The organism is Paludibacterium denitrificans (genome assembly GCF_009707705.1).
GTDB lineage: Bacteria > Pseudomonadota > Gammaproteobacteria > Burkholderiales > Chromobacteriaceae > Paludibacterium_A > Paludibacterium_A denitrificans.
Window position 1 is genome coordinate 2734193 of record NZ_WLYX01000001.1, and the last position, 19539, is coordinate 2753731.

Below are 19539 nucleotides of genomic sequence, written 5' to 3' on the forward strand. Positions count from 1 at the left end.
CAGGCAGGGTATGGCGATGGCGACAGATATTTATGCGCGCATCCGGCAAGCGGCGTTCGAGTTGGTGGGCGAGGGCGTCTGGCCCACGGTAGTTGAGGTGCGCGCCCGGCTGGGGTCCGGTTCCAATACCACCATCAACAACACGCTAAAAGAGTGGCGGCAGGAGTTCTTGTCACGCATGTCGCTCTCCGCCAAGCGGCCGGATTGGCCTGCAGGGTTGGCCGAAGCCTTTGAATTGCTCTGGCAAAAAGCTTGTGATGAGGCCGACCGGCAGCTTGACGCCGTACGTCAGGAGTCGCAGTCGGCCGTCACGGCCATGGCGCAGCAGCTGGACGAACAGTTGCAGCAACTACAGGCGCGTGAGGCATCCTTGCAGTCGGCGTTGCGCGAACTGGAATTGAAGAACCAGAGAGTTGCCGATCTGGAGAGTGCCTTGGCGGCGGAATCGGCGCGGCGCGGGCAGCTTGAAGCTTCGGCACAGAATCTGGAGTCAATGTTGGCGAGCATGCGTCAGGATGCCATGGCGCTGCGGCGGGAATCGGATGAGCGTGTTGCCGAGCTGGAGGCGCGGGCCGAACAGCGTATTCAGGAGGAGCGCAACGAAGCGGCTAGGCGTGAAGCACTGGCGTACGAGCGTCTGGAGGGCTTGCGCGTCAGGCTGTATGAACAAGTGGAAGAGGAACGCTTGGCGATGACGCAACAACAGCAGCGCTTGAATGACGAGTTGCAGCAAGCCCGCCAAGAGATTACACGACAGGACAATGTCTGGCGCGAGCGTTTGGCCGAGCGGGAGCGTGAGAACGGTCGACTGGCGGCGCGTCTGGAATGGCTGGATGAACGCTGCGCCAGTCTGGAGCAGGAAACACAACGTCAGGGTGGCCAGCTGGAGCAGTCGGCCTCGCGCTTGCTGGCCATGGGCTTAAGCGAAAACTCACATCTGGCGGCAGAACTGGCGGCTGGCGCGCAGCGTTATCTTGAGCCGTTAAGTGCGGCCTTGTTGCCGGTGCGTGAGCAGTTGGCGCAGATGGATGCTGAGGCCGTGCGCAACTGGCTCAGTCTGCAGTTGCAGGCGTCGTTGTCCCGGCCGGAAACAGCGGTGTAAGTGCGGTGACGATTTCTTCCAGATAACGCGCATCGGTGGCATCAAAAGTGGCAAGGTTGGCCGAATCCACATCCAGAATAGCCACCACTTGGCCCGTTGCATCATGGATAGGGACCACGATTTCCGAACGTGAGTCGGACGAGCACGCAATATGGCCGGGAAAGGCCTCGACGTCTGGCACGATCAGTGTCTGGTTGTGCTGCCAAGCGCTGCCGCATACTCCTTTGCCGTAACCAATGCGGGTGCAGGCGATGGGCCCTTGAAACGGGCCTAGTACCAGTTGCCCGGCTTTGACCAAGTAAAAGCCTGTCCATAGCCAGTCAAAAGTCATGGCCAAGGCGGCCGACAGGTTGGCTAATGCCGCAATCAGGTCGGTTTCATCTTCGACCAGCGCTTTGGCTTGTGGCAGGAGCGCCTGATAGCGTTCTTCCTTGCTCTGTCCCCTGGATAGTCAGTGTTTCTGCCATGATCGTTATAACGGGGGAATGGAGGCGCAAGCATAGCTGTTTGCTTCAAATAAAAAAACCCGGCGTTGTGCCGGGTTTTTGTTTCGTCCTGCTCTGGTTACATCATGTGCTGCCCACCGTTGATGGAAAGATTGGCGCCGGTCATGTAACCGGACAATTCGGATGCCAGATAATTGACCAGTGCGGCGATTTCTTCCGGCTTGCCCAGACGGCCTACCGGAATTTGCGCCACAATCTTGTTACGCACGTCTTCCGGAACCGCCATCACCATCTCGGTCGCAATATATCCCGGCGAAACGGTGTTGACCGTTACGCCTTTGCGTGCCACTTCCTGTGCCAAGGCCATGGTAAAACCGTGCATGCTTACTTTGGCGGCCGAGTAGTTGGTCTGGCCGAATTGGCCTTTCTGGCCGTTGATGGAAGAAATATTGATGATGCGGCCAAACCCGCGTTCCACCATGCCGTCTACCACCGGTTTGGTGACGTTGAACAGCGAGTCCAGGTTGGTCTTGATGACCGCATCCCAGTCGTCCTTGGTCTGTCTCTTGAAGGTGCCGTCACGCGTAATGCCGGCGTTATTGACCAGAATGTCCACCGCGCCGATATCCTGCTCCACTTTGGCAATCAGTGCCGGCAAGCGCTGGTGTCGGTGACGTCGCACTGGTAGGCATGCACGTCGTTAAACCCGAGTCCGTACATGTCGGCCAGCCAAGCTTGTTCCTTGCCCGGTTTGCTGTAAGTGGTGACGACGGTGTGACCGGCACTAGCCAAGGACTTGCAAATGGCGGTACCGATGCCGCCCATGCCTCCGGTGATCAAGGCGATACGTTTTGTCATGATGTTGGCTCCATTTATTTGGGGGTAAGACAGCTTGAAGTATGGGTCTATCCCGTTGCTTTTTTCTTACAGAATAAGAGCCGACAAAATATTTGTAAATAATGCACCGCAGCAAAATCTTATGCTAAAAAAATAGAAGCTATGCCAATATGTTGCGCTGCTGGCTGTACATGAAAATTAATATGAAAAGTGGCCACAGCCCGTTACATAAGGCTGTGGCCACACTATTTTTATGAGAAGCGATATTTACAGTGAGTTACTGATGCGCTGCAGCAATTCCAGACGTTTGCGGCTAATCAACCCCTGTTCGCAAGCGGCTTTAATGGCGCAGTTGGGTTCGGCGCGATGAGTACAATTGTGGAATTTGCATTGGCCGATATAAGGGCGCATTTCCGGAAAGTAATGCGGTAAATCCGGAATGGTCAGATGTTTCAGGCCAAATTCCTGCAAGCCCGGAGAGTCAATCAAATCGCTATTGGCGTCCAGATGATACAGCGTGGCATGGGTGGTGGTGTGCCGACCGGAATCGAGCGCGGCGGAAATATCCCCGGTACGGGCGTTGGCGGCGGGCAGCAGGGCGTTGGTCAGGGTGGATTTCCCCATGCCGGACTGGCCGACAAACACGCTGGTCTGACCATGCAGCAGCGGCAACAGCGGGCTGACATCATGGTTGGCCGAAAGCGTGACCACGATGTAGCCCAATTGGCTATACAACGCCAGTTTTTCCAGTAATGCCGGGGTTTCCGGAAGGTCGGCCTTGTTGACGATGATGACCGGGTCGATTTCGGCGGCCTCGGCCGCAATCAGGCAGCGGTTGAGCAGTTCTTCGCTCGGGCTGGGCACCGCGGCGGTGACAAACATAATGCGCGTGACATTGGCGGCAATGATCTTGGTTTTCCAGTCGTCCTGCCGGTAGAGCAGGCTGGTGCGTGGCTGCACCCGCTCGATGACGGCCTGCTCCTTGTTTTGTACCAGAATGTCGACCTTGTCACCGCAGACAAAATCTACGCGTTTACCGCGTGTGGTGCAGTCGTAGCATTGGCCTTCCGACTCGACAATGAAGTGCTTACCATGGCTGCGAATAATCTGTCCGCTTTGTTCTCTCATGCTGGTTCCTGCGGCGTTTTCGCCTTGGCGAGGTACGGATGGTTAGGGTCAATAAATATCATCGCAGTTTGCCTTGGTTGCCGGGCGTGGCTCTGTGCGGTGCGTGCCATCCACTTCGGCCAACCTGCTTGCTGTTGGCTGCCATGTGTCACAGTTGTTTTAACCGGGTAATCCGCAAGGAAGCCGGGTGGGAATCGTAAAACGCCGAGTGCAGCGGATCTGGCGTGAGCGTGGAGGCGTTATCACGATACAGTTTGACCAGCGCATGAATCAGCTCGCTGGCATTGGTCTGGCTGGCAGCAAAGGCATCGGCTTCGAATTCATGCTTGCGTGAAATTAGGCTGGAAACCGGCGTGAGCGGAAAAGTGAATGCCGGGATTGCCATAAAGAACAAGACAAGCGCCATGGCGGTGCCAGACTGGCTTACGCCCAATCCGTGATAAAACCAGTTGGCATGAATCAGCTGGCCCAGGATAAATAGCAGCGCCAGCGACAGGGCAAAGGTCAGAACAATCCGTTTGACGATGTGCTTACGCTGGTAATGGCCCAGCTCGTGCGCCAGCACCGCTTCGATTTCTGTCGGGGTCAGCCGCTTCAGCAAGGTATCAAAAAACACGATGCGTTTGGCCTGACCAAAGCCGGTGAAGTAGGCGTTGCCGTGGCTGGAGCGTTTGGAGCCATCCATGACAAACACGCCCCGGCTTTTGAAACCGGTGCGCTTAAGAAGCGCCTCAATGCGCTGCTTGAGCGCTTCATCTTCCAGTGGGCTGAATTTGTTGAACAGCGGGGCGATAAAGGTCGGATAAAGCGCCAGCATCAACAGCTGGAAACCAGACCAGACCAGCCATACCCATAGCCACCACAGCGGGCCGGAAATATCCATCAGCCATAGCACCAGCGCAACCAAAGGCAGACCGATGACGATGCCCAGCGCCAACCCTTTCAGTTGATCCAGCACGAATAACCGTGGCGTGAGCTTGTTAAAGCCGAAGCGTGTTTCAATGCCAAAAGTACTGAACAGGCTGATGGGCAGGGAAACGAGACTGCTGATCAGGGTGACGGCGCTGATCAGCACCAGCCCGCTGGCTAGAGTTCCCATGCCGCTGGCGGTAATGTAGCGGCCGAGTGCATCCAGTAGCCCGCCTTGGGTGAAGGCCAGAATCAGCGCGCCATCAATAACGGCAGACCATAATCCCAGACGGGTCTTGGCTGTGGAGTAATCCGCCGCCAATTGGTGTTGGCTAAGGGTGATGTCACTGGCGAAATCTGTCGGAACAGCGGCGCGATGACGGATAATGTGCCGGATATGGCGGCTGCCTAGCCACAGTTTAAGTGCCGGGTAATGGCCAATGCGGCCAGGAACGAATAGGTAAAAGCCTCGGTCATTGTGTGGTGCGGGTAGGTTCAGGTTTGCCGATTGGCTTAAGCAATGAAGGAAAATGGCAAGGTTTTGCAAAGAAGCGATAGTATGGCACAAGATCAGAACAACCTCATCTGGCTCGACATGGAAATGACGGGCCTTAATCCGGATACCGACCGCATCATTGAAGTGGCCATGGTAATTACCGATAGCCAGCTTAATGTCGTGGCGCAGTCGCCGGTTTACGCTGTTCATCAGCCCGCTGCCATTATGGATGGCATGGATGACTGGAACAAGAATACCCATGGCCGCTCCGGTTTGATCGAGCGCGTCAAGGATTCCACGCTGGATGAAGCGCAGGTGGAACAAGCCATGCTGGCCTTCCTGCAGGAACATGTACCAACCAAGGCGTCTCCGATGTGCGGCAATTCCATCTGTCAGGATCGTCGTTTCATGGCGCGCTGGATGCCTGCGCTGGAAAACTATTTCCACTACCGCAATCTGGATGTTTCCACCTTGAAAGAGTTGTGCAAACGCTGGAAGCCAGAAGTTGCGCGTGGCGTGATCAAGCGTGGCAAGCATCAGGCCTTGGCGGATATCCTTGAGTCGATTGAAGAGCTCAAGTATTACCGCGAGCACTTCATCAAGGAATAATCCCTCGCCGAGGTCATTTGACGAGGCGTGCGGGCCGGAAACCTGTGAGGATTTTCCGGCTTTTTTATTGAAATGATTTATCCCATTGGCACATTCCATGGCTGACAGTCGTTACACCGACATCAACTCCACGCCCGTGTGGGCCAAGCTGCATCAGCATCAGCGTGCAACACGGCACATGCACATGCGCGAGCTGTTCGAGACCGATCCTCGGCGTTTTGATACGTTTTCACTGGAGCTTGACGGCTTGTTGCTGGATTACTCCAAGAACCGCATTACCGCGCGCACCATGGAGCTGTTGTTCGAGTTGGCCGAAACCGCCGATCTGGCTGGCTGGATCGCCCGCATGCGCCGCGGCGAACGTATCAATATCAGCGAAAACCGGGCGGTATTGCATACGGCTTTGCGCTTGCCCGAGAACGCTTCGCTGTTATTGGATGGCGCAGATGTTGTACCGGCGATTCACCGGTGTTGCAGCGCGCCTTGCGTTTTGCCGAACAGGTGAGGGCGGGGCAATGGCTGGGATTTAGTGGCAAGCCGATCCGGGATGTGGTGAATCTGGGAATTGGCGGCTCGGATCTGGGGCCACTGGTCGTGGCCGAGGCGTTATCGCCTTATGCCAGTCCGGACGTCCGCGTGCATTTTGTTTCCAATGTCGACGGACAGCATATTGCTGAAACACTGCAGCGACTCGACCCGGCCACCACACTGTTCATCGTGGCCTCCAAGTCGTTTACCACGCCGGAAACACTGCTCAATGCCCAAGCGGCGCGCAGCTGGTTTTTGCAGCATGCCACGCCTTAAGCAGATATTGCCGGGCATTTTGTGGCGGTTTCCACCAATCGCGAGGCCGTGACCGCTTTTGGTATTGATCCGGCCAACATGTTCGAATTTTGGGATTGGGTCGGGGGGCGGTATTCGGTCTGGTCGGCTATCGGTCTGCCGGTAATGCTGGCGGTTGGAGAGGCATCGTTTCGGCAGTTTTTGGCCGGTGCGCATGCCATGGACGAGCATTTCTTTAATGCGCCATTTGCGCAGAACATGCCGGTGATCATGGCTTTGCTGGGCATCTGGTACAACACCTTCTACCAGGCGCATACCCATGCCATCATGCCCTACAACCATGGTCTGCGCCGTTTCCCTGCCTATATCCAGCAGCTGGATATGGAGTCGAATGGCAAACGGGTAGGCCGTCTTGGCCAGCCGCTGGACTTCGATACCGGACCGGTGATCTGGGGTGAAGAGGGCGTCAATAGCCAACACGCATTCTTCCAGTTATTGCATCAAGGTACCCGGCTGGTTCCTTGTGATTTTATTCTGCCCATGACCAGCCATTACGCAGTCGGACAACAGCAGGACGTGCTGGTTGCCAATTGTCTGGCGCAAACCGAAGCATTAATGCGCGGCAAGAACGAAGCGCAAGTCTTGCAAGAACTGGCTGGCCTCAGTGGTGAGGCATTGGACATGCTCTTGCCGCAGCGTGTTTTCCCCGGCAACCAACCGAGCAATACCACGGCGCTGGAGCGTTTGACACCTTACCGTATGGGGATGCTGATGGCGCTCTATGAGCACAAGGTATTTGTGCAGGGCGTGATCTGGGGGATCAATTCGTTTGATCAATGGGGCGTTGAGTATGGCAAGCAACTAGCCAAACGCATTCTGCCGCAGTTAACCGATGATTCGGCCAACCTGTCGCATGACAGTTCCACTAACGGCCTCATCCAGTATTTCCGGGCGCATCATGGTCGATAATATTCAGTTAGCCGCTCGAGTTGGCGCCAGCCTGTTGGCACGAGGAGAATCTGTCTGCACGGCGGAATCGTGTACCGGCGGGCTGATTGCCAGCGCGCTGACCGAAGTATCCGGCAGCTCTGCCTGGTTTGGTTATGGCGTGGTGACGTATAGCAACGATGCCAAGCAACGCTTGCTTGGCGTCCAGTCGGCAGCATTGCAGGAGCACGGCGCGGTCAGTGAGGCCGTGGTGCGACAAATGGTGGCGGGTGCATGCCGGCTTTCCGGTGCGAATTGGGCCGTTGCCGTTTCTGGGGTGGCGGGTCCCAGCGGCGGGACTCCAGAGAAACCAGTCGGGACGGTATGGTTTGCGCTGCAGGGACCGGATGGTCGCGCTGAAGCTTTTGTGCGCCATTTTTCGGGTGATCGAGACCAAGTCCGCCAGCAGACCGTTACAACGGCCTTGCAGGCGTTACTGGATCGTTTGACTTCGGATGTTGCTCAAGCCTGAGGATAAGCGGGGCCAATTTTGCAGGCCGGTATGCCTACCGGCGTGAACTCAGCGAGTAAAGGTGTGATGCAGGTCGTCCAGCGAGATGTTCCAGCGTTGCATCATGAAACGCAGTAGTGCCATTTCCGAATCGCTGATGTCGCCATCGGCTTTACTGATATCCATGGCCAGAACGCAGGTCAGCAGGCGTTTTTTGTGATCGGTGACATCGCCTAGCAGCTCTTCCACCCGTTCCTTGTCCAGCAAGCGGATGGTGCCATCATGTTCGGCTTCATCCGAGATATCGTCGCAATAGTCGACCAGTACCGGGTAAACTGTTTCCGCCCGATGCCAAGCATGTCGTAAACATGCAGGCGTTCTAACAAGTCGATTTCACGTGGGTCAACGTTACCATCGGTAATCACGAACATGGCCAGCAGACGAGCAATCGCTTCTGCGCTGTTGGGTAGGTACTGTCGCATGTTGACCCTCTTGAACTCGGTTAGGCCGTGAAGCGCTCGGCAAAGGCGGCCGGTATTGACTGGATTTTGCGTGCGGTGTAATCAAAAAACACGATGCCGGTCTTCAATCTTGCTACTTCTTTGCCAGTGTTGTCATCTACTACCTGATACATCAGGTCAAAGCCATAAGGGTTGAAGTCGCTGAGGCCCAGCCGGAAAGTCAGCCGGTCGCCATGAAAGGCTTCTGCCCGATAAACGATGGCCGCATCGGTCATGATGATGCCAGCGCCTTCAACATCCATTTCGGTGTAACCCAGACTTTTCAGAAAGCGCAGGCGAGCCTCATGCGCCAAGCGGAGAAAGGCATCATTGGCCAAGTGGCCGCCATAGTTGATATCGCCTATTCTGACATCTAGTGTGGTGTCAAAGACGACCCGCTCGGGTAGATCCAGTTTGATTCGTGCCATGGCTGTGCTCAGGAAAGGATGGTTCGAGTCTAATCGACCGTCTTAATCTTTATCAACTGTCGATGCATATTGTTTGATAGACTGAGACAAGAGGCTAAAGAAGAAAAGGAGCCAGTAGAATGTATCAACGAATTTTTGTTCCGGTCGACGATAGCGATACCTCCAATTTGGCACTGAACGAAGCGTGCCGTCTGGCCAAGGAGCTGGGTGCCAGTGTGCGGCTGGTGCATGTGGTCGATCTGGCCCAGTTTGGCTGGGGCGGTACGGAGTTTCTGGATGCGTCCGAGTTGCAGAAGTCGATCAAGCAGGGGCTGAACAGGTGCTGGGGCAGGCGGAAGCCAAGGCCAAGACTGCCGGGATTGAGCCTGAAGGCAAAATTCTGGAAAGCTGGGGCGATAAAATCGCTTCAGTATTGATTGAAGATGCCACCCAGTGGGGGGCTGATCTGATCGTGATGGGAACGCACGGCTGGACAGGGTTAATGCATATTCTGATGGGCAGTGTAGCCGAAGGCTTGCTCAAACAGTCGGATGTGCCGGTACTGTTGGTGCGCAGCAAGGGCGAATAAGACCGGTTTGGTCATCTGTATTGAAGAGAAAAGGACATCATGAAGATGTCCTTTTTTATTGCACTAGTCGCTGCAATAAAAAAGGCATCGATCAGAAGTTCGCCCCCGCTCACTTCTTACGATGCCTTTTCAGAAAGACGCTACGGCTTAGCTTAAGCAACAGCTTCGGAACCTTCTTGCTGATTTTCCAGCTTGGCGCGTACGGCTTTGCGCAGGCTTTTGTACAGGTCAGGATGCGTTTCTTTGAGATATTCAACAATTTCAAAGTCTTCGCGGCGTACTTGCGACAGGTCAACTTGCTCTACGTGCACCAGACGCAGCAGTTCGCGTACCGGTTTTGGCATGTTGCGGCCGCTTTCGTAGCGGGAGCCACCGGATTGGGTGACGCCGATACGGCTCCAGAATTCCTGCTGGTTCAGACCGAGTTTGCGGCGAATCTCGCGCGGATTGGGGATCTTTTCAAAGAGTTTCATGGTGGTTCCTCTCTAAAGTATTTGTAATCAGTATTGGGTTGTGGAGCATACGGCTCCATCTTCTAAAAATAGCAAAAAAAACCCATCAGGAATAATTTGATGCAAAAAAAATAGTCAAAGTTCCCGCAGGCGTGTTTGTTTTTTTGTAGGTGCTATCAGGACAGACGAACATTCCGGTCATAAATAAGCAATATAGTCATCTATAACGCTGTTTTCATAAGGGGAAGGGGTGGCGAGCCTGACCCCCGGCACTTGCACTAAGTAACTGTGGCTGCTTCCTTCCGGACCTGACCAGGGTTGGCTACTGTGCAATGCGGGGAGACCCGCCATAGAAGAATGCGAACTATCCTCTGCTTTCATGCTGCTGTCAAGACTTTTTGATCAATGTCAATGTTGTGCCTGATGTGTTTGGGCGGCGTTGGTCAATTGACCGTTGCTGTTGGCTGGGCGAGCAGGCAGACTGCTCATCCAGCCGGATTTTAGGATAGTGCCATGCCCGCTTCTGTACAGAAATTGTTGGCCGAACTGGTGCGGTTTGATAGCACCAGTCGCCATTCCAATATGGAATTGATCCAGTGGATTAGCCAGTATCTGGCGCAATGGGGCATTGTTTCGCGCCTGACGTTTGATGACACGGGCAAGAAGGCCAATCTGTTTGCCCGTGTGGGGCCTGGCGAGGGTCCGGTGCTGGTCTTGTCTGGCCATAGTGATGTGGTGCCGGTTGATGGGCAGGAGTGGAATAGTCCGCCGTTTGTGTTGACGGATAAGAATGACGGGCGGCTATACGGGCGTGGCAGTGCCGACATGAAAGGTTTTATTGCTTGCGTGCTGGCCATGGTGCCGCACTGGGTAGCGCTGGCGGAGTCTGGCACCTTGCAGCATGCCGTTGGCCGGCGTTTTCCTATGATGAAGAGGTGGGCTGTTTGGGTGTGCGTCGTCTGATTGACGGGTTGCGTCAGGACGGAGTGGTTGTGTCGGGCTGCATTATCGGCGAGCCGACCAGTATGCGGCCGGTGATCGCACACAAAGGGATTGCCCACTATCGTTGCCGTCTATTGGGGCGGGCCGCGCATTCTTCGTTAACTCCGCTCGGGGTAAACGCCATTGAATACGCGGCTAAACTGATCATCCATCTACGCAGGTTGGCCGAAACCGAGGCGGCCTTTGGCCCGCATCAGCCGTTGTACGACGTGCCATTCAACACGCTGCAAACCGGTACGATCACGGGAGGTGCTGCGCCAAATATCGTGCCGAAGGATTGTGAGTTTGTATTTGAGTGTCGCTGGCTGCCGGGTGATCGGCCGGAACGCTTTGTCGAATCGTTGCGCGATTATGCGACGACGTTGCTGCCTGAGATGCGGCAAACCGCTCCGGAAGCCGACATCATTATCGAGCCGCTGGTGTATTGCCCGGCATTTGAAGCCGATCCCGCCAGCGAAGTGATGCGTTATGCCGAAAAACTGAGTGACTGCTGTCATGGGTTGGGTGTGGCTTACACCACCGAGGCGGGTTTGTTTCACGAGGCGGGTATTCCCTGCGTTGTGCTTGGTCCCGGCTCGATCGAACAGGCGCACCGGGCCGATGAATATATTGAGGTGAGTCAACTGGAGGCGTGTCAGGATTGGCTGGCGCGGCTGGTGGGTGGATGAGTTGTGCCACCAGCCGCCTGTATTATTGCGATGAGTTTGCACCCTGCGGGGTTTCGCTGCAGAATGCCGCCACCGGCAAAACCGGTACATTGAGGCGCCCGCCAAGGTTATCCCCGTGGCGGGTTATGTTTTTTGTGATGCGAGAAACCTTATGGACCAGGACAAGCAATCCTCCACTCCTAACGCCGCCACGGGAACCTCCCGCGACGGTTTCACCTCCAGCTTTGGCGTGCTGGCTGCCACACTGGGCTCGGCTGTCGGGCTGGGCAATATCTGGAAGTTCCCTTATCTGACCGGCACCAATGGTGGTGCCAGTTTCTTGGTGGTTTACATCATTGCCACCTTGCTGGTTGGCTTGCCGGTGATGATTTCCGAAATCATGCTGGGGCGGAAAGCCAAAGCCGATGCGGTCACGACATTCCAGAAACTGGCACCGGCCGGGCAGCCGTGGTGGCTGATCAGTGCCTCCGGTGTGTTGGCGGCATTTCTGATTATCGCGTTTTATTCCGAAGTGGCAGCGTGGGTGTTTGCCTACGTGTTCAAGGCCATTGGCGGTGCCATTCTGTCGAGTGACCCCAAAGTGACATCGGCGGCGTTCAAGACACTGATCAGCGACCCGGTGCAAGCTTTGCTGTGGCAATGGCTGGTATTGCTGCTGATTGGCGGGATATTGCTGCTGGGCGTGGCCAAGGGGATTGAGGCCGTTACCAAAAAACTGATGCCGTTGTTGTTTGTGCTGTTGCTGGTGGTGGCGGTGCGTAGCCTGATGTTGCCGGGAGCCATGAAGGGTGTGGAATTCTTGTTGGCACCGGATTTTTCACGGCTTTCGGCCGGTGTGGTGTTGACGGCGGTGGGGCTGGCGTTCTTCAAGCTCTCCATTGGCATGGGTACCATGATGACCTATGGCAGTTACTTTCGTGATAACCAGAATATCCCGACCACCACGCTGCGGGTGATGGGCGCCGATCTTTTTGTTTCAATGCTGGCCGGGCTGGCGATTTTTCCGGCGGTCTTCGCCTTTGGTTTTGCGCCCGGAGCCGGGCCGTCGCTGCTGTTTATCACTATTCCTGCCGTGTTTGCCAGCATGCCGCTGGGACATGTGTTCATGGTGGTGTTTTTTGTGCTGGCGGCGATTGCCTCGACCGGTGCCTTGCTGTCACTGCTGGAAGTGCCGGTGTCAGTAATGAGTGGCCGTCTGGGGATTAGTCGCAAACGGGCAACCGTGATCAATTTGCTGGTGTTGGCGCTGATCGGCTCCGGTTGCGCGCTCTCCAATAGCACGTTGTCTGGCTTTACGTTGTTTGGCAAAACCCTGTTCGATCTGTTTGATTTCCTGACATCTAATATCCTGCTGCCGTTGGGCGGGATTTTTATCTGCCTGTTTGTGGGCTATGTCTGGGGTTTGGCGCGGCTCAAGCAGGCGCTATCGAATGAAGGTGCGTTGGAGAATGGGCGGCTGGTACGTGTGCTGTTTGTGCTGGTGCGTTTCGTCTCGCCGCTGCTGATTCTGGTGGTGATGCTGCGTGGCTTGGGCGTGTTGTAGCGCTACGCTTAAGGTTGGCCGAAAGCAACAAGCAAGGGGGCGTCAGCCCCCTTTGTCATGTCTTAGCGTTGGCCGCGTCTGCTTGCTTCATTCCTTGGGGGCAGCAGCCATGGCGGCTTTGGCTTTGTGCTTGCGCGGCAGGGTGGAGGGCTCGCCTTTTTGCAGGTGTGCCAGCGGCGAATTTCATCCGAGTCCATCCAGATGTCCTCACCGCGCAGAATGCGTTCCACCTCTTCGTCTGCCAGAAATGGCTTGCAGACATTACGCATGACCTTCTCGAACCATTTGCTGATGGCGAGTACTTGCGCTTGCTGCTCGTTGCCTTTGCCAATCAGGGCCGAGGAGTAGTTGTGGAACATCAACTGGCAGGTGTCATGCACGATCAACTCATCACCGGCCAGAAAAATCAGCGCACCCATCGAGTAGGCGCGTGATTCCAGAATGGTTACGACACGCGCTGGACTAGCGGCAATGTTGTTGATGATCTGCAGGCCAGTATCGAAGTTGCCCCCCGGTGTATTGAGGTGCAGGAAGATCAGGTCAGTTTCGCTGGCGGTACGCATGGCGTACAGCATGTCGGTGTACTGAATTGGTGCGCCGATTTCACCGGACAGGTAAAACGATATCTGGTGAATGACTCCTTGCGAATCGTAGCGACGATAGAGCGGTAGCGGCGGAGTGTCCTCATTGTCGTCATCATCCGCGCGCAAGCTATGGTTGGTATAGAGTGGCTTCATGGTTGGCCTTTCTTGTTGTGGTCGGCAAGCGCATCTCAACATCGGAGATAATAGCGTTTTTCTTCATGGAGCAGGGCGGCTATGACGGATGTGGCGATTGTACGGGTGGAGGCTTTGGGCGCGCCGGAGGTGGATTATCCGCGTGCAGAGCGTTTGGTTGTTGGCAATCCGCGCCGCGAGACCGGACCAGTTTTGTCGGAGCAGAGGGGGAGGTGACAGTCGGTATCTGGACTTGCCAGACCGGCGCCCGGCGCATACGGTTTTCCGCCCACAAACTGGAGTTCTTCTGTATTCAACAAGGCCGGGTGCGTTTGCATGACGCCGCTGGTGTCACGCAGGACTTTGGCCCGGGCGAGGCCGCAGTGATCCCCGCCGGATTTGTCGGCACGTTTGAGGTGCTGGAGCCGGTGCGCAAATATTTTGTGGTGCTGGAACGGGTGGCGCAGTGAACTTGATCGGGCACCCTGATGGTTGTAGCAGGCGCCCGGCAGTTGTTGTCTGGTTTAGTGTGAATGTTTCATCAGCTGTTCATCGGACTCGGTGGTGTTGTCTTCGTCGTGCGCATCGGGAGGTGGCGCGATAAAGCCGTTGATTTCGTAAGGTGTTCGATTCAGGTTCAGCACAATGGCGGTGTTCAGTGCGCCAAATGCCCAGCTGATGAGCAGAAACACCGAGTAAGCCGTGAGCTTGTCGTGAAACAGCGCATTGCCGTGCAGCGTGAGTTCTGCCGGATCGAAGATGGAGTAAAACACCAGCGTTGCCAGAACGGCGATGATGAAAGAAGGCCAGAACAGCAAAATGAATTTCTTCATGGTTTGCTCCTTGAAACGGTGAGCGCTAGCCGAATGGCTGCTACCTATTCAGCGTAGATGGTTAACTGGCGGGATCAAGTCAATTGGCAAGATATCGATCCGTGATTGTGTTGCCCGGCCCCTGCAGAATTGCCGGTTTAGATGGTCACTTGGCAAAGCGCCTATGGCCGGTACTCCGTGGTAAACTGGGTACTGTTTGATGTTTTTTATCCCTTGCTGCCGTGGTCAGGCCGATGTGCATGGCGATGGTGGCGGTTCTGCAAATAAATGGAGCCCTGCATGACCTCTTCGATCTTCGCCGCCGTCGAAATGGCGCCGCGCGACCCGATTCTTGGCCTGAATGAAGCCTTTAACGCCGATACCCGTAGCACCAAGGTCAATCTTGGCGTTGGCGTTTACAGCGACGACAACGGCAAGATTCCGCTTTTGGCTGCGGTGAAGGCCGCTGAAAAAGCGCGCCGGAAGCCATGCCGCCGCGTGGTTACCAACCGATCGAAGGCGCCAAGGCTTATGATGTTGCAGTACAAAACCTGCTGTTTGGTGAAGATAGCGAACTGCTGAAAACCGGTCGCGTCGTTACGGCACAGGCTCTGGGTGGTACCGGTGCGTTGAAGATTGGCGCCGACTTCCTCAAGCGCCTGAACCCGTCTGCCAAGGCTTATATCAGCAATCCGAGCTGGGAAAACCATCGCGCGTTGTTTGAATCGGCTGGTTTCACCGTTGAAGCCTATACCTATTACGATCCGGCTACCCGTGGCGTGGATTTCGCTGGCATGAAGGCGTACCTGAATGGCCTGGATGCTGGTTCGGTCATCATCCTGCATGCTTGCTGCCACAACCCGACCGGTGCCGACCTGACGGAAGCACAATGGGCTGAAGTAGTGGAAATCTGCCGCGAACGTGGTCTGGTGCCGTTCCCGGACATGGCTTACCAAGGCTTTGCCGATGGCATTGATGCCGACGCGATTGCCGTGCGTCTGTTCTCTGCCTCTGGCCTGCAGTTCTTTGTCTCCAGCTCGTTCTCCAAGAGCTTCTCGCTGTACGGCGAACGTGTTGGTGCGCTGTCCATCGTGACCGCCAGCCGGGAAGAATCGGCCCGCGTGCTGTCGCAACTGAAACGCGTGATCCGCACCAACTACTCCAACCCGCCGATCCATGGTGGTGCCATTGTCGCTGCCGTGCTGTCCACGCCGGAACTGCGTCAGATGTGGGAAGACGAGCTGGCTGGCATGCGTGATCGCATTCGTGCCATGCGTACTGGTCTGGTGGAAGCCATCAAGGCACAAGGTGTGGAACAGGACTTCTCGTTCGTCGCCAAGCAACGCGGTATGTTCTCCTTTACCGGCCTGACCGAAGCTCAAGTGGAACGCCTGAAAACCGAGTTTGGCATTTACGCGGTGAAGACTGGCCGTATCTGCCTGGCTGCCTTGAATAGCAAGAACATTGGCTACGTGGCCGAGTCGATTGCCAAGGTTGTCAAAGGCTGATTAGCCGTTTGACCGCACACGAAAAACCCTGCTTTTTAGCAGGGTTTTTCTTTGTCTGTATCAGTTGGCGTAGCGCGCCCCAGCCGCAGGCGCAGCTGGCCGGGTGACGTATTGAGGCTCCGGATTGCCAGTCGGGCAGCCAGAGGTTGGCCGAACACCGGCCGCTCCAGCCAGCGCTGTGCGCTAGGCAAGCGGTTGAGGTGAAAGACCAGTTGCTGCTGTTGTACGTCGATCCAGTCGAGGTCTTGCGTCAGCTGGCGCAATAAATGCGGGGCCGAGCCGTAATCGAGCGTGCTGAGCAGCAGGTTTACAAAGGCTCGCTTGACCAGCGACGTGGAGGCCGATTGCCCGGTGGCATGGTAGCGCAGCGTCAGGCGGCGTTGCGGCCAGTCCACAGCCAGAAAATCAAAATGCAGGGTGAGGTGAGCCGCTACTGGCCGGTGCAGTGTTAGGTGCAGAGTGCTGTCGTGGCTGAGTAAGGCGAGTCCTTCTACCGTCAGATCATCGCTATCCAGCCGTTTTTTCAGTTGCTGCAGCAGCCAGTCTTCACTGAACGTGATGCCATCACGATGCAGGGTAGGCAGGTTGGCCGAAAGCCCCTGCCAGGTTTCGGCCAACTTCCGCGTCCAGTGGCGCATCAGTTGAAGATGGTGCGGGCGCCTTCGAAGCGGGCGGCGAAGTAGCTGTTGTCGAGGCGCTCAACCCGGATGGTGCTATTGGTGTGCGGCGCATGCACAAACTTGCCGTCCCCGATGTAGATGCCCATGTGCGAGTAGGAGCGGTTGAGGGTGTTGAAAAACACCGGGTCGCCGACGCGCATCTGGTTGCTGTCGATCGGCCGGGTCACGCTGGCGATCTGCGCGGCATTATGTGGCAACTTGACGCCAACTGCGTTCTGGTAGATGTAGCTGACCATGCCGCTGCAATCCAGTCCGGCGTCCGGGTTGCTGCCGCCAAACTTGTAGTCCAGATCCAGCAGGCCCAGTGTATACATCAGGATTTCGCGCCCGGCGCCATCGGCCTTAAGTCCGGACAGTGCAATGGTTCTGGGGGCGCGTGGCTTGGCATGGCTGACTTTGCGTGGTGGCTGGCTGCTGCACGCCGCCAGCATGAGAGCCATCAGAGCACACAAACCGAGTTTTTTCATTTTTGTCGGGCCTCCAATTCTTCCCAGCGCGCCAGTTTTTCCAGCAGCAATTCGTCGATTTCTTCCACGCGTTGCTGCCAGCCATGGGCTTCCTGCGGGCGATCACGGTAGCAGGTGGGGTCGAGCAACTGCTCGTTGAGTGCCTGCTGTTCGGCTTCCAGCTTGGCAATGTCATCCGGCAGCGCCGCCAATTCCCGGGTTTCATTGTACGAGAGCTTGTTGCGGGCCGGTTTGTTTTTTTCCGGCTTGGCCGGTGCGGGGGCAGTGGCGGGCGCTTCTTTGGTGGTTTCGGCTTACTTGAGGCTTGCCATGCGCGCCTTGGTGTCGATCCAGTCCTGATAGCTGCCGGGGTATTCTTCCAGTTTGCCATTACCTTCGAAGGCGATGACCTGTGTGACCACGTTATCGAGAAACGCCCGGTCGTGGCTGACCAGAAACACGGTGCTTAAGCGTATTGGCCGATTACATCTTCCAATAGTTCCAGCGTGTCGATGTCCAGATCGTTGGTCGGTTCGTCCAGCACCAGCACGTTGGCTAAGCCGGGTAAACAGTCGGGCCAGCAGCAAGCGGTTGCGTTCGCCGCCGGAAAGTGAGCGAACCGGGCTGCGCGCGCGTGCCGGGGAAAACAGGAAGTCTTCCAGATAGCTCATCACATGCTTGCGTTGGCCGCCGATGTCGAGAAATTCGTTACCCGGCTGATTACATCCACCACGCTGGCTTCTTCATCCAGTTGCTCGCGGAACTGATCGAAGTAGGCAATCTGCAGGTTGGAACCACGGCGGACGCTGCCGCTGTCCGGGGCGAGTTCACCCAGAATCAGTTTCAGCAGCGTGGTTTTGCCAACGCCATTGGGGCCGATCAGGCCGATCTTGTCGCCGCGTAGAATGCGGGTAGTGAAGTCGCGCACAATCACCTTGTCACCAAACGACTTGCTGACGTGTTCCAGCTCGGCCACCAGCTTGCCGGAGCGTTCCCCGGCATCCAGCTGGAAGTTGACCTGGCCGACGCGTTCGCGCCGCACCGCACGTTCGCGCCTGATTTGTTCCAGTCGCCGTACCCTGCCTTCGTTACGGGTGCGGCGTGCTTCGATGCCTTTGCGAATCCACACTTCTTCCTGTGCGTGGAATTTGTCGAAGATGCGATTCTGTTCTTCTTCCACCGCCAGTTCTTCGGCCTTGCGGGTCTGGTAGGCGCTGAAGCTGCCGGGGTAGCTGCGCAACAGGCCACGGTCCAGCTCGACGATGCGCGTGGCGACGTTGTCGAGGAAACGCCGGTCGTGGGTGATCAGCAGCACGCTACCGGAGAAGTTCTTGATCAGGTTTTCCAGCCATTCGATGGCTGCCACGTCGAGGTGGTTGGTTGGCTCGTCCAGCAGCAGCACGTCTGGTTTTGCCGCCAGTGCCCGCGCCAGTGCCACGCGTTTTTTCCAGCCACCGGACAGTTCGCGGATGCGCACGTCGGGTGAAAGATCCAGATGGCTGAGGGTGGAGGCAATCAGCGCATCAAACTGCCAGCCGTTGCGGGCTTCCAGTTGCTGTTGCACCGGTTCCAGCTGGGCCAGAATGGCTTCATGGTTGGCCGAACCCTGTGTCAACTGCTGGGTGAGCTGGTGGTATTCGGTGAGCAAGGCCTTGAGGTCGCCCAGCCCTTCGGCCACCGCTTCGAAAACGGTGTGCTCGGGGTTGAATTCCGGTTCCTGTGGCACGTATGCCACGCGCAGGTCGCTTTTCATGTTGATGCGGCCATCATCCAGCACAATCGCGCCAGCGATGCCCTTGAGCAGCGAGGATTTACCGGCGCCGTTGCGGCCGATCAGGCCAACCACTTCGCCCGTTTCCAGCGCGAAGTCGACATTATCGAGCAGTGCATGATGTCCGAAAGCCGGGCAGGCTTTCTCGACAGAAATCAGAGCCATGAATGCATCTTGTATTGGAAGTGAATGGCCACAATTGTAACACGTGGCCCGGTTGGCACTTCGCGTGATCCGTGGCCACTGTTACAATGCGCGCCATATCCGGATGGCTGGATCGGGTCGCCATGACAGGCGGTTCGGCCAACTTGCCATCCTTCTGCAGGCTGAAAGGATTTTCATGTATTTTGTCGATCGTTCCGTGGCTGTGATCAAGCCCAAAGAACCCTTCTTGCAATGGCTGAACAGCGTGCCGGGTAACGACATGGATCTGTCGCTGGACAGCCTGCGTACGGATTGTACGGTGATTTTGCTGCCGGAATTTACCGATCCGGAAGAGGGTATCAACCACGTCGACGAAATGTACGAGCAGTTGTTCAAGATGGAACTGGCGTCATGGTACGAAGACGAAAGCCTGTGGCCCAAGGATTTGAGCCTGAAAGCGTTCTGGGAATGGTTTGATGTGGAAATCCACGCCACGGTGATCGATAGCGTGGAAGGCGACATCACCAACATGCCCGCACACGAACTCTGACCC

At 56.3% G+C, this 19539-nt stretch carries 21 protein-coding genes, 1 other RNA gene and 4 pseudogenes; 12 read left to right on the forward strand and 14 right to left on the reverse strand.

Annotated features, from left to right (window positions below; genetic code table 11):
* Nucleotides 1–16: 16 nt before the first annotated feature.
* The gene (locus GKE73_RS17600) at nt 17–1102 is read left to right on the forward strand and encodes a DNA-binding protein (RefSeq protein ID WP_230370946.1); all 1086 of its coding nucleotides are present in this window, start codon (nt 17–19) and stop codon (nt 1100–1102) included.
* Here GKE73_RS17600 and msrC read toward each other — a convergent pair.
* From msrC to GKE73_RS17620, 4 genes and pseudogenes are all read right to left on the reverse strand, one after another.
* On the reverse strand, nt 1053–1511 hold the full coding sequence (gene msrC, locus GKE73_RS17605) for a free L-methionine (R)-S-oxide reductase MsrC (protein WP_230371520.1): 459 nt from the start codon (nt 1509–1511) through the stop codon (nt 1053–1055). The genes GKE73_RS17600 and msrC overlap by 50 nt on opposite strands.
* Nucleotides 1512–1666: 155 nt before the next feature.
* A pseudogene (gene phbB / locus GKE73_RS17610) lies at nt 1667–2406 on the reverse strand (acetoacetyl-CoA reductase).
* A gap of 246 nt (nt 2407–2652) precedes the next feature.
* On the reverse strand, nt 2653–3513 hold the full coding sequence (gene rsgA, locus GKE73_RS17615; RefSeq protein ID WP_230370947.1) for a ribosome small subunit-dependent GTPase A: 861 nt from the start codon (nt 3511–3513) through the stop codon (nt 2653–2655).
* Between the two features lie 148 nt (nt 3514–3661).
* A complete protein-coding gene (locus tag GKE73_RS17620; RefSeq protein WP_312854506.1) occupies nt 3662–4990 on the reverse strand; it encodes a M48 family metallopeptidase in 1329 nt (442 codons plus the stop codon).
* Here GKE73_RS17620 and orn point away from each other — a divergent pair.
* From orn to GKE73_RS17635, 3 genes and pseudogenes are all read left to right on the forward strand, one after another.
* On the forward strand, nt 4982–5527 hold the full coding sequence (gene orn / locus GKE73_RS17625; protein ID WP_230370948.1) for an oligoribonuclease: 546 nt from the start codon (nt 4982–4984) through the stop codon (nt 5525–5527). The two genes, GKE73_RS17620 and orn, sit on opposite strands and share 9 nt — an antisense overlap.
* A 97-nt stretch (nt 5528–5624) precedes the next feature.
* Nucleotides 5625–7279: pseudogene (pgi, locus tag GKE73_RS17630) on the forward strand (glucose-6-phosphate isomerase).
* Complete coding sequence (locus GKE73_RS17635) at nt 7269–7769, forward strand: CinA family protein (RefSeq protein ID WP_230370949.1); 501 nt, start codon at nt 7269–7271, stop codon at nt 7767–7769. The pseudogene pgi and the gene GKE73_RS17635 overlap by 11 nt, the downstream one beginning before the upstream one ends.
* A 48-nt stretch (nt 7770–7817) precedes the next feature.
* Here the strand turns inward: GKE73_RS17635 and GKE73_RS17640 are convergent, their stop codons facing one another.
* From GKE73_RS17640 to GKE73_RS17650, 3 genes are read right to left on the reverse strand one after another with little or no spacing between them, the layout of a single operon-like run.
* The gene (locus tag GKE73_RS17640; protein ID WP_230370950.1) at nt 7818–8015 is read right to left on the reverse strand and encodes a hypothetical protein; all 198 of its coding nucleotides are present in this window, start codon (nt 8013–8015) and stop codon (nt 7818–7820) included.
* On the reverse strand, nt 7982–8230 hold the full coding sequence (locus tag GKE73_RS17645) for a tellurite resistance TerB family protein (protein WP_230370951.1): 249 nt from the start codon (nt 8228–8230) through the stop codon (nt 7982–7984). Before GKE73_RS17645 ends, GKE73_RS17640 begins: the two co-directional genes overlap by 34 nt.
* A 20-nt stretch (nt 8231–8250) precedes the next feature.
* Nucleotides 8251–8676 (reverse strand): thioesterase family protein, encoded by a 426-nt coding sequence (locus GKE73_RS17650; protein WP_230370952.1) that lies wholly within the window; start codon nt 8674–8676, stop codon nt 8251–8253.
* A gap of 119 nt (nt 8677–8795) precedes the next feature.
* Between GKE73_RS17650 and GKE73_RS17655 the strand changes: the two genes are divergently transcribed.
* Nucleotides 8796–9092, forward strand: a complete 297-nt coding sequence (locus tag GKE73_RS17655) for a universal stress protein (RefSeq protein WP_280955010.1) — start codon at nt 8796–8798, stop codon at nt 9090–9092.
* A complete protein-coding gene (locus GKE73_RS24140) occupies nt 8996–9244 on the forward strand; it encodes a universal stress protein (protein WP_312854507.1) in 249 nt (82 codons plus the stop codon). Before GKE73_RS17655 ends, GKE73_RS24140 begins: the two co-directional genes overlap by 97 nt.
* Nucleotides 9245–9396: 152 nt before the next feature.
* Here GKE73_RS24140 and GKE73_RS17660 read toward each other — a convergent pair whose 3' ends face one another.
* Nucleotides 9397–9717, reverse strand: a complete 321-nt coding sequence (locus GKE73_RS17660) for a helix-turn-helix domain-containing protein (protein WP_230370953.1) — start codon at nt 9715–9717, stop codon at nt 9397–9399.
* A 228-nt stretch (nt 9718–9945) separates the two neighbouring features.
* Nucleotides 9946–10045, reverse strand: an RNA gene (ffs, locus tag GKE73_RS17665) — signal recognition particle sRNA small type.
* 164 nt (nt 10046–10209) lie between these two features.
* Here ffs and GKE73_RS24145 point away from each other — a divergent pair.
* The 3 genes from GKE73_RS24145 (at nt 10210) to GKE73_RS17675 (ending at nt 12909) form a co-directional block, all read left to right on the forward strand.
* Entirely contained in the window at nt 10210–10659 is a 450-nt protein-coding gene (locus tag GKE73_RS24145; RefSeq protein ID WP_280955011.1) for a M20/M25/M40 family metallo-hydrolase, read from the forward strand.
* Complete coding sequence (locus tag GKE73_RS17670) at nt 10647–11366, forward strand: M20/M25/M40 family metallo-hydrolase (RefSeq protein ID WP_312854508.1); 720 nt, start codon at nt 10647–10649, stop codon at nt 11364–11366. Before GKE73_RS24145 ends, GKE73_RS17670 begins: the two co-directional genes overlap by 13 nt.
* A 151-nt stretch (nt 11367–11517) precedes the next feature.
* Complete coding sequence (locus GKE73_RS17675) at nt 11518–12909, forward strand: sodium-dependent transporter (RefSeq protein WP_230370954.1); 1392 nt, start codon at nt 11518–11520, stop codon at nt 12907–12909.
* Nucleotides 12910–12971: 62 nt separating this feature from the next.
* Here the strand turns inward: GKE73_RS17675 and GKE73_RS17680 are convergent, their stop codons facing one another.
* Nucleotides 12972–13646, reverse strand: coding sequence for a Clp protease ClpP (locus tag GKE73_RS17680; RefSeq protein ID WP_230370955.1), 675 nt, complete (start codon nt 13644–13646; stop codon nt 12972–12974).
* 212 nt (nt 13647–13858) lie between these two features.
* Between GKE73_RS17680 and GKE73_RS25100 the strand changes: the two genes are divergently transcribed.
* The gene (locus GKE73_RS25100; RefSeq protein ID WP_230370956.1) at nt 13859–14095 is read left to right on the forward strand and encodes a cupin domain-containing protein; all 237 of its coding nucleotides are present in this window, start codon (nt 13859–13861) and stop codon (nt 14093–14095) included.
* Nucleotides 14096–14149: 54 nt separating this feature from the next.
* Here the strand turns inward: GKE73_RS25100 and GKE73_RS17690 are convergent, their stop codons facing one another.
* The gene (locus GKE73_RS17690; RefSeq protein ID WP_230370957.1) at nt 14150–14458 is read right to left on the reverse strand and encodes a hypothetical protein; all 309 of its coding nucleotides are present in this window, start codon (nt 14456–14458) and stop codon (nt 14150–14152) included.
* A gap of 291 nt (nt 14459–14749) precedes the next feature.
* Here GKE73_RS17690 and GKE73_RS17695 point away from each other — a divergent pair.
* Nucleotides 14750–15945 (forward strand): annotated as a pseudogene (locus tag GKE73_RS17695) (amino acid aminotransferase).
* 35 nt (nt 15946–15980) lie between these two features.
* Here GKE73_RS17695 and GKE73_RS17700 read toward each other — a convergent pair.
* The 3 genes and pseudogenes from GKE73_RS17700 to GKE73_RS17710 form a co-directional block, all read right to left on the reverse strand.
* Nucleotides 15981–16583, reverse strand: a complete 603-nt coding sequence (locus GKE73_RS17700; RefSeq protein WP_230370958.1) for a hypothetical protein — start codon at nt 16581–16583, stop codon at nt 15981–15983.
* The gene (locus tag GKE73_RS17705; protein WP_230370959.1) at nt 16583–17092 is read right to left on the reverse strand and encodes a C40 family peptidase; all 510 of its coding nucleotides are present in this window, start codon (nt 17090–17092) and stop codon (nt 16583–16585) included. Before GKE73_RS17705 ends, GKE73_RS17700 begins: the two co-directional genes overlap by 1 nt.
* Nucleotides 17089–19007 (reverse strand): annotated as a pseudogene (locus tag GKE73_RS17710) (ATP-binding cassette domain-containing protein). Before GKE73_RS17710 ends, GKE73_RS17705 begins: the two are co-directional and overlap by 4 nt.
* A gap of 175 nt (nt 19008–19182) precedes the next feature.
* On the opposite strand from GKE73_RS17710, the gene GKE73_RS17715 reads away from it, so the two are divergent.
* Nucleotides 19183–19536 (forward strand): hypothetical protein, encoded by a 354-nt coding sequence (locus GKE73_RS17715; protein WP_230370960.1) that lies wholly within the window; start codon nt 19183–19185, stop codon nt 19534–19536.
* The last annotated feature ends 3 nt before the right edge of the window (nt 19537–19539 follow it).

What these genes read in the sequence shown, in the direction of transcription:
- GKE73_RS24145 (WP_280955011.1), top strand. Translation starts at nt 10,210, where the DNA reads ATGCCCGCTTCTGTACAGAAATTGTTGGCCGAACTGGTGCGGTTTGAT.
- GKE73_RS17655 (WP_280955010.1), top strand. Translation starts at nt 8,796, where the DNA reads ATGTATCAACGAATTTTTGTTCCGGTCGACGATAGCGATACCTCCAAT.
- orn (WP_230370948.1), top strand. Translation starts at nt 4,982, where the DNA reads ATGGCACAAGATCAGAACAACCTCATCTGGCTCGACATGGAAATGACG.
- GKE73_RS17635 (WP_230370949.1), top strand. Translation starts at nt 7,269, where the DNA reads ATGGTCGATAATATTCAGTTAGCCGCTCGAGTTGGCGCCAGCCTGTTG.
- GKE73_RS17645 (WP_230370951.1), bottom strand. Translation starts at nt 8,230, where the DNA reads ATGCGACAGTACCTACCCAACAGCGCAGAAGCGATTGCTCGTCTGCTG.
- GKE73_RS17700 (WP_230370958.1), bottom strand. Translation starts at nt 16,583, where the DNA reads ATGCGCCACTGGACGCGGAAGTTGGCCGAAACCTGGCAGGGGCTTTCG.
- GKE73_RS17650 (WP_230370952.1), bottom strand. Translation starts at nt 8,676, where the DNA reads ATGGCACGAATCAAACTGGATCTACCCGAGCGGGTCGTCTTTGACACC.
- GKE73_RS17675 (WP_230370954.1), top strand. Translation starts at nt 11,518, where the DNA reads ATGGACCAGGACAAGCAATCCTCCACTCCTAACGCCGCCACGGGAACC.
- GKE73_RS17680 (WP_230370955.1), bottom strand. Translation starts at nt 13,646, where the DNA reads ATGAAGCCACTCTATACCAACCATAGCTTGCGCGCGGATGATGACGAC.
- GKE73_RS17690 (WP_230370957.1), bottom strand. Translation starts at nt 14,458, where the DNA reads ATGAAGAAATTCATTTTGCTGTTCTGGCCTTCTTTCATCATCGCCGTT.
- GKE73_RS17715 (WP_230370960.1), top strand. Translation starts at nt 19,183, where the DNA reads ATGTATTTTGTCGATCGTTCCGTGGCTGTGATCAAGCCCAAAGAACCC.
- rsgA (WP_230370947.1), bottom strand. Translation starts at nt 3,513, where the DNA reads ATGAGAGAACAAAGCGGACAGATTATTCGCAGCCATGGTAAGCACTTC.
- GKE73_RS17705 (WP_230370959.1), bottom strand. Translation starts at nt 17,092, where the DNA reads ATGAAAAAACTCGGTTTGTGTGCTCTGATGGCTCTCATGCTGGCGGCG.
- GKE73_RS17660 (WP_230370953.1), bottom strand. Translation starts at nt 9,717, where the DNA reads ATGAAACTCTTTGAAAAGATCCCCAATCCGCGCGAGATTCGCCGCAAA.
- GKE73_RS17600 (WP_230370946.1), top strand. Translation starts at nt 17, where the DNA reads ATGGCGACAGATATTTATGCGCGCATCCGGCAAGCGGCGTTCGAGTTG.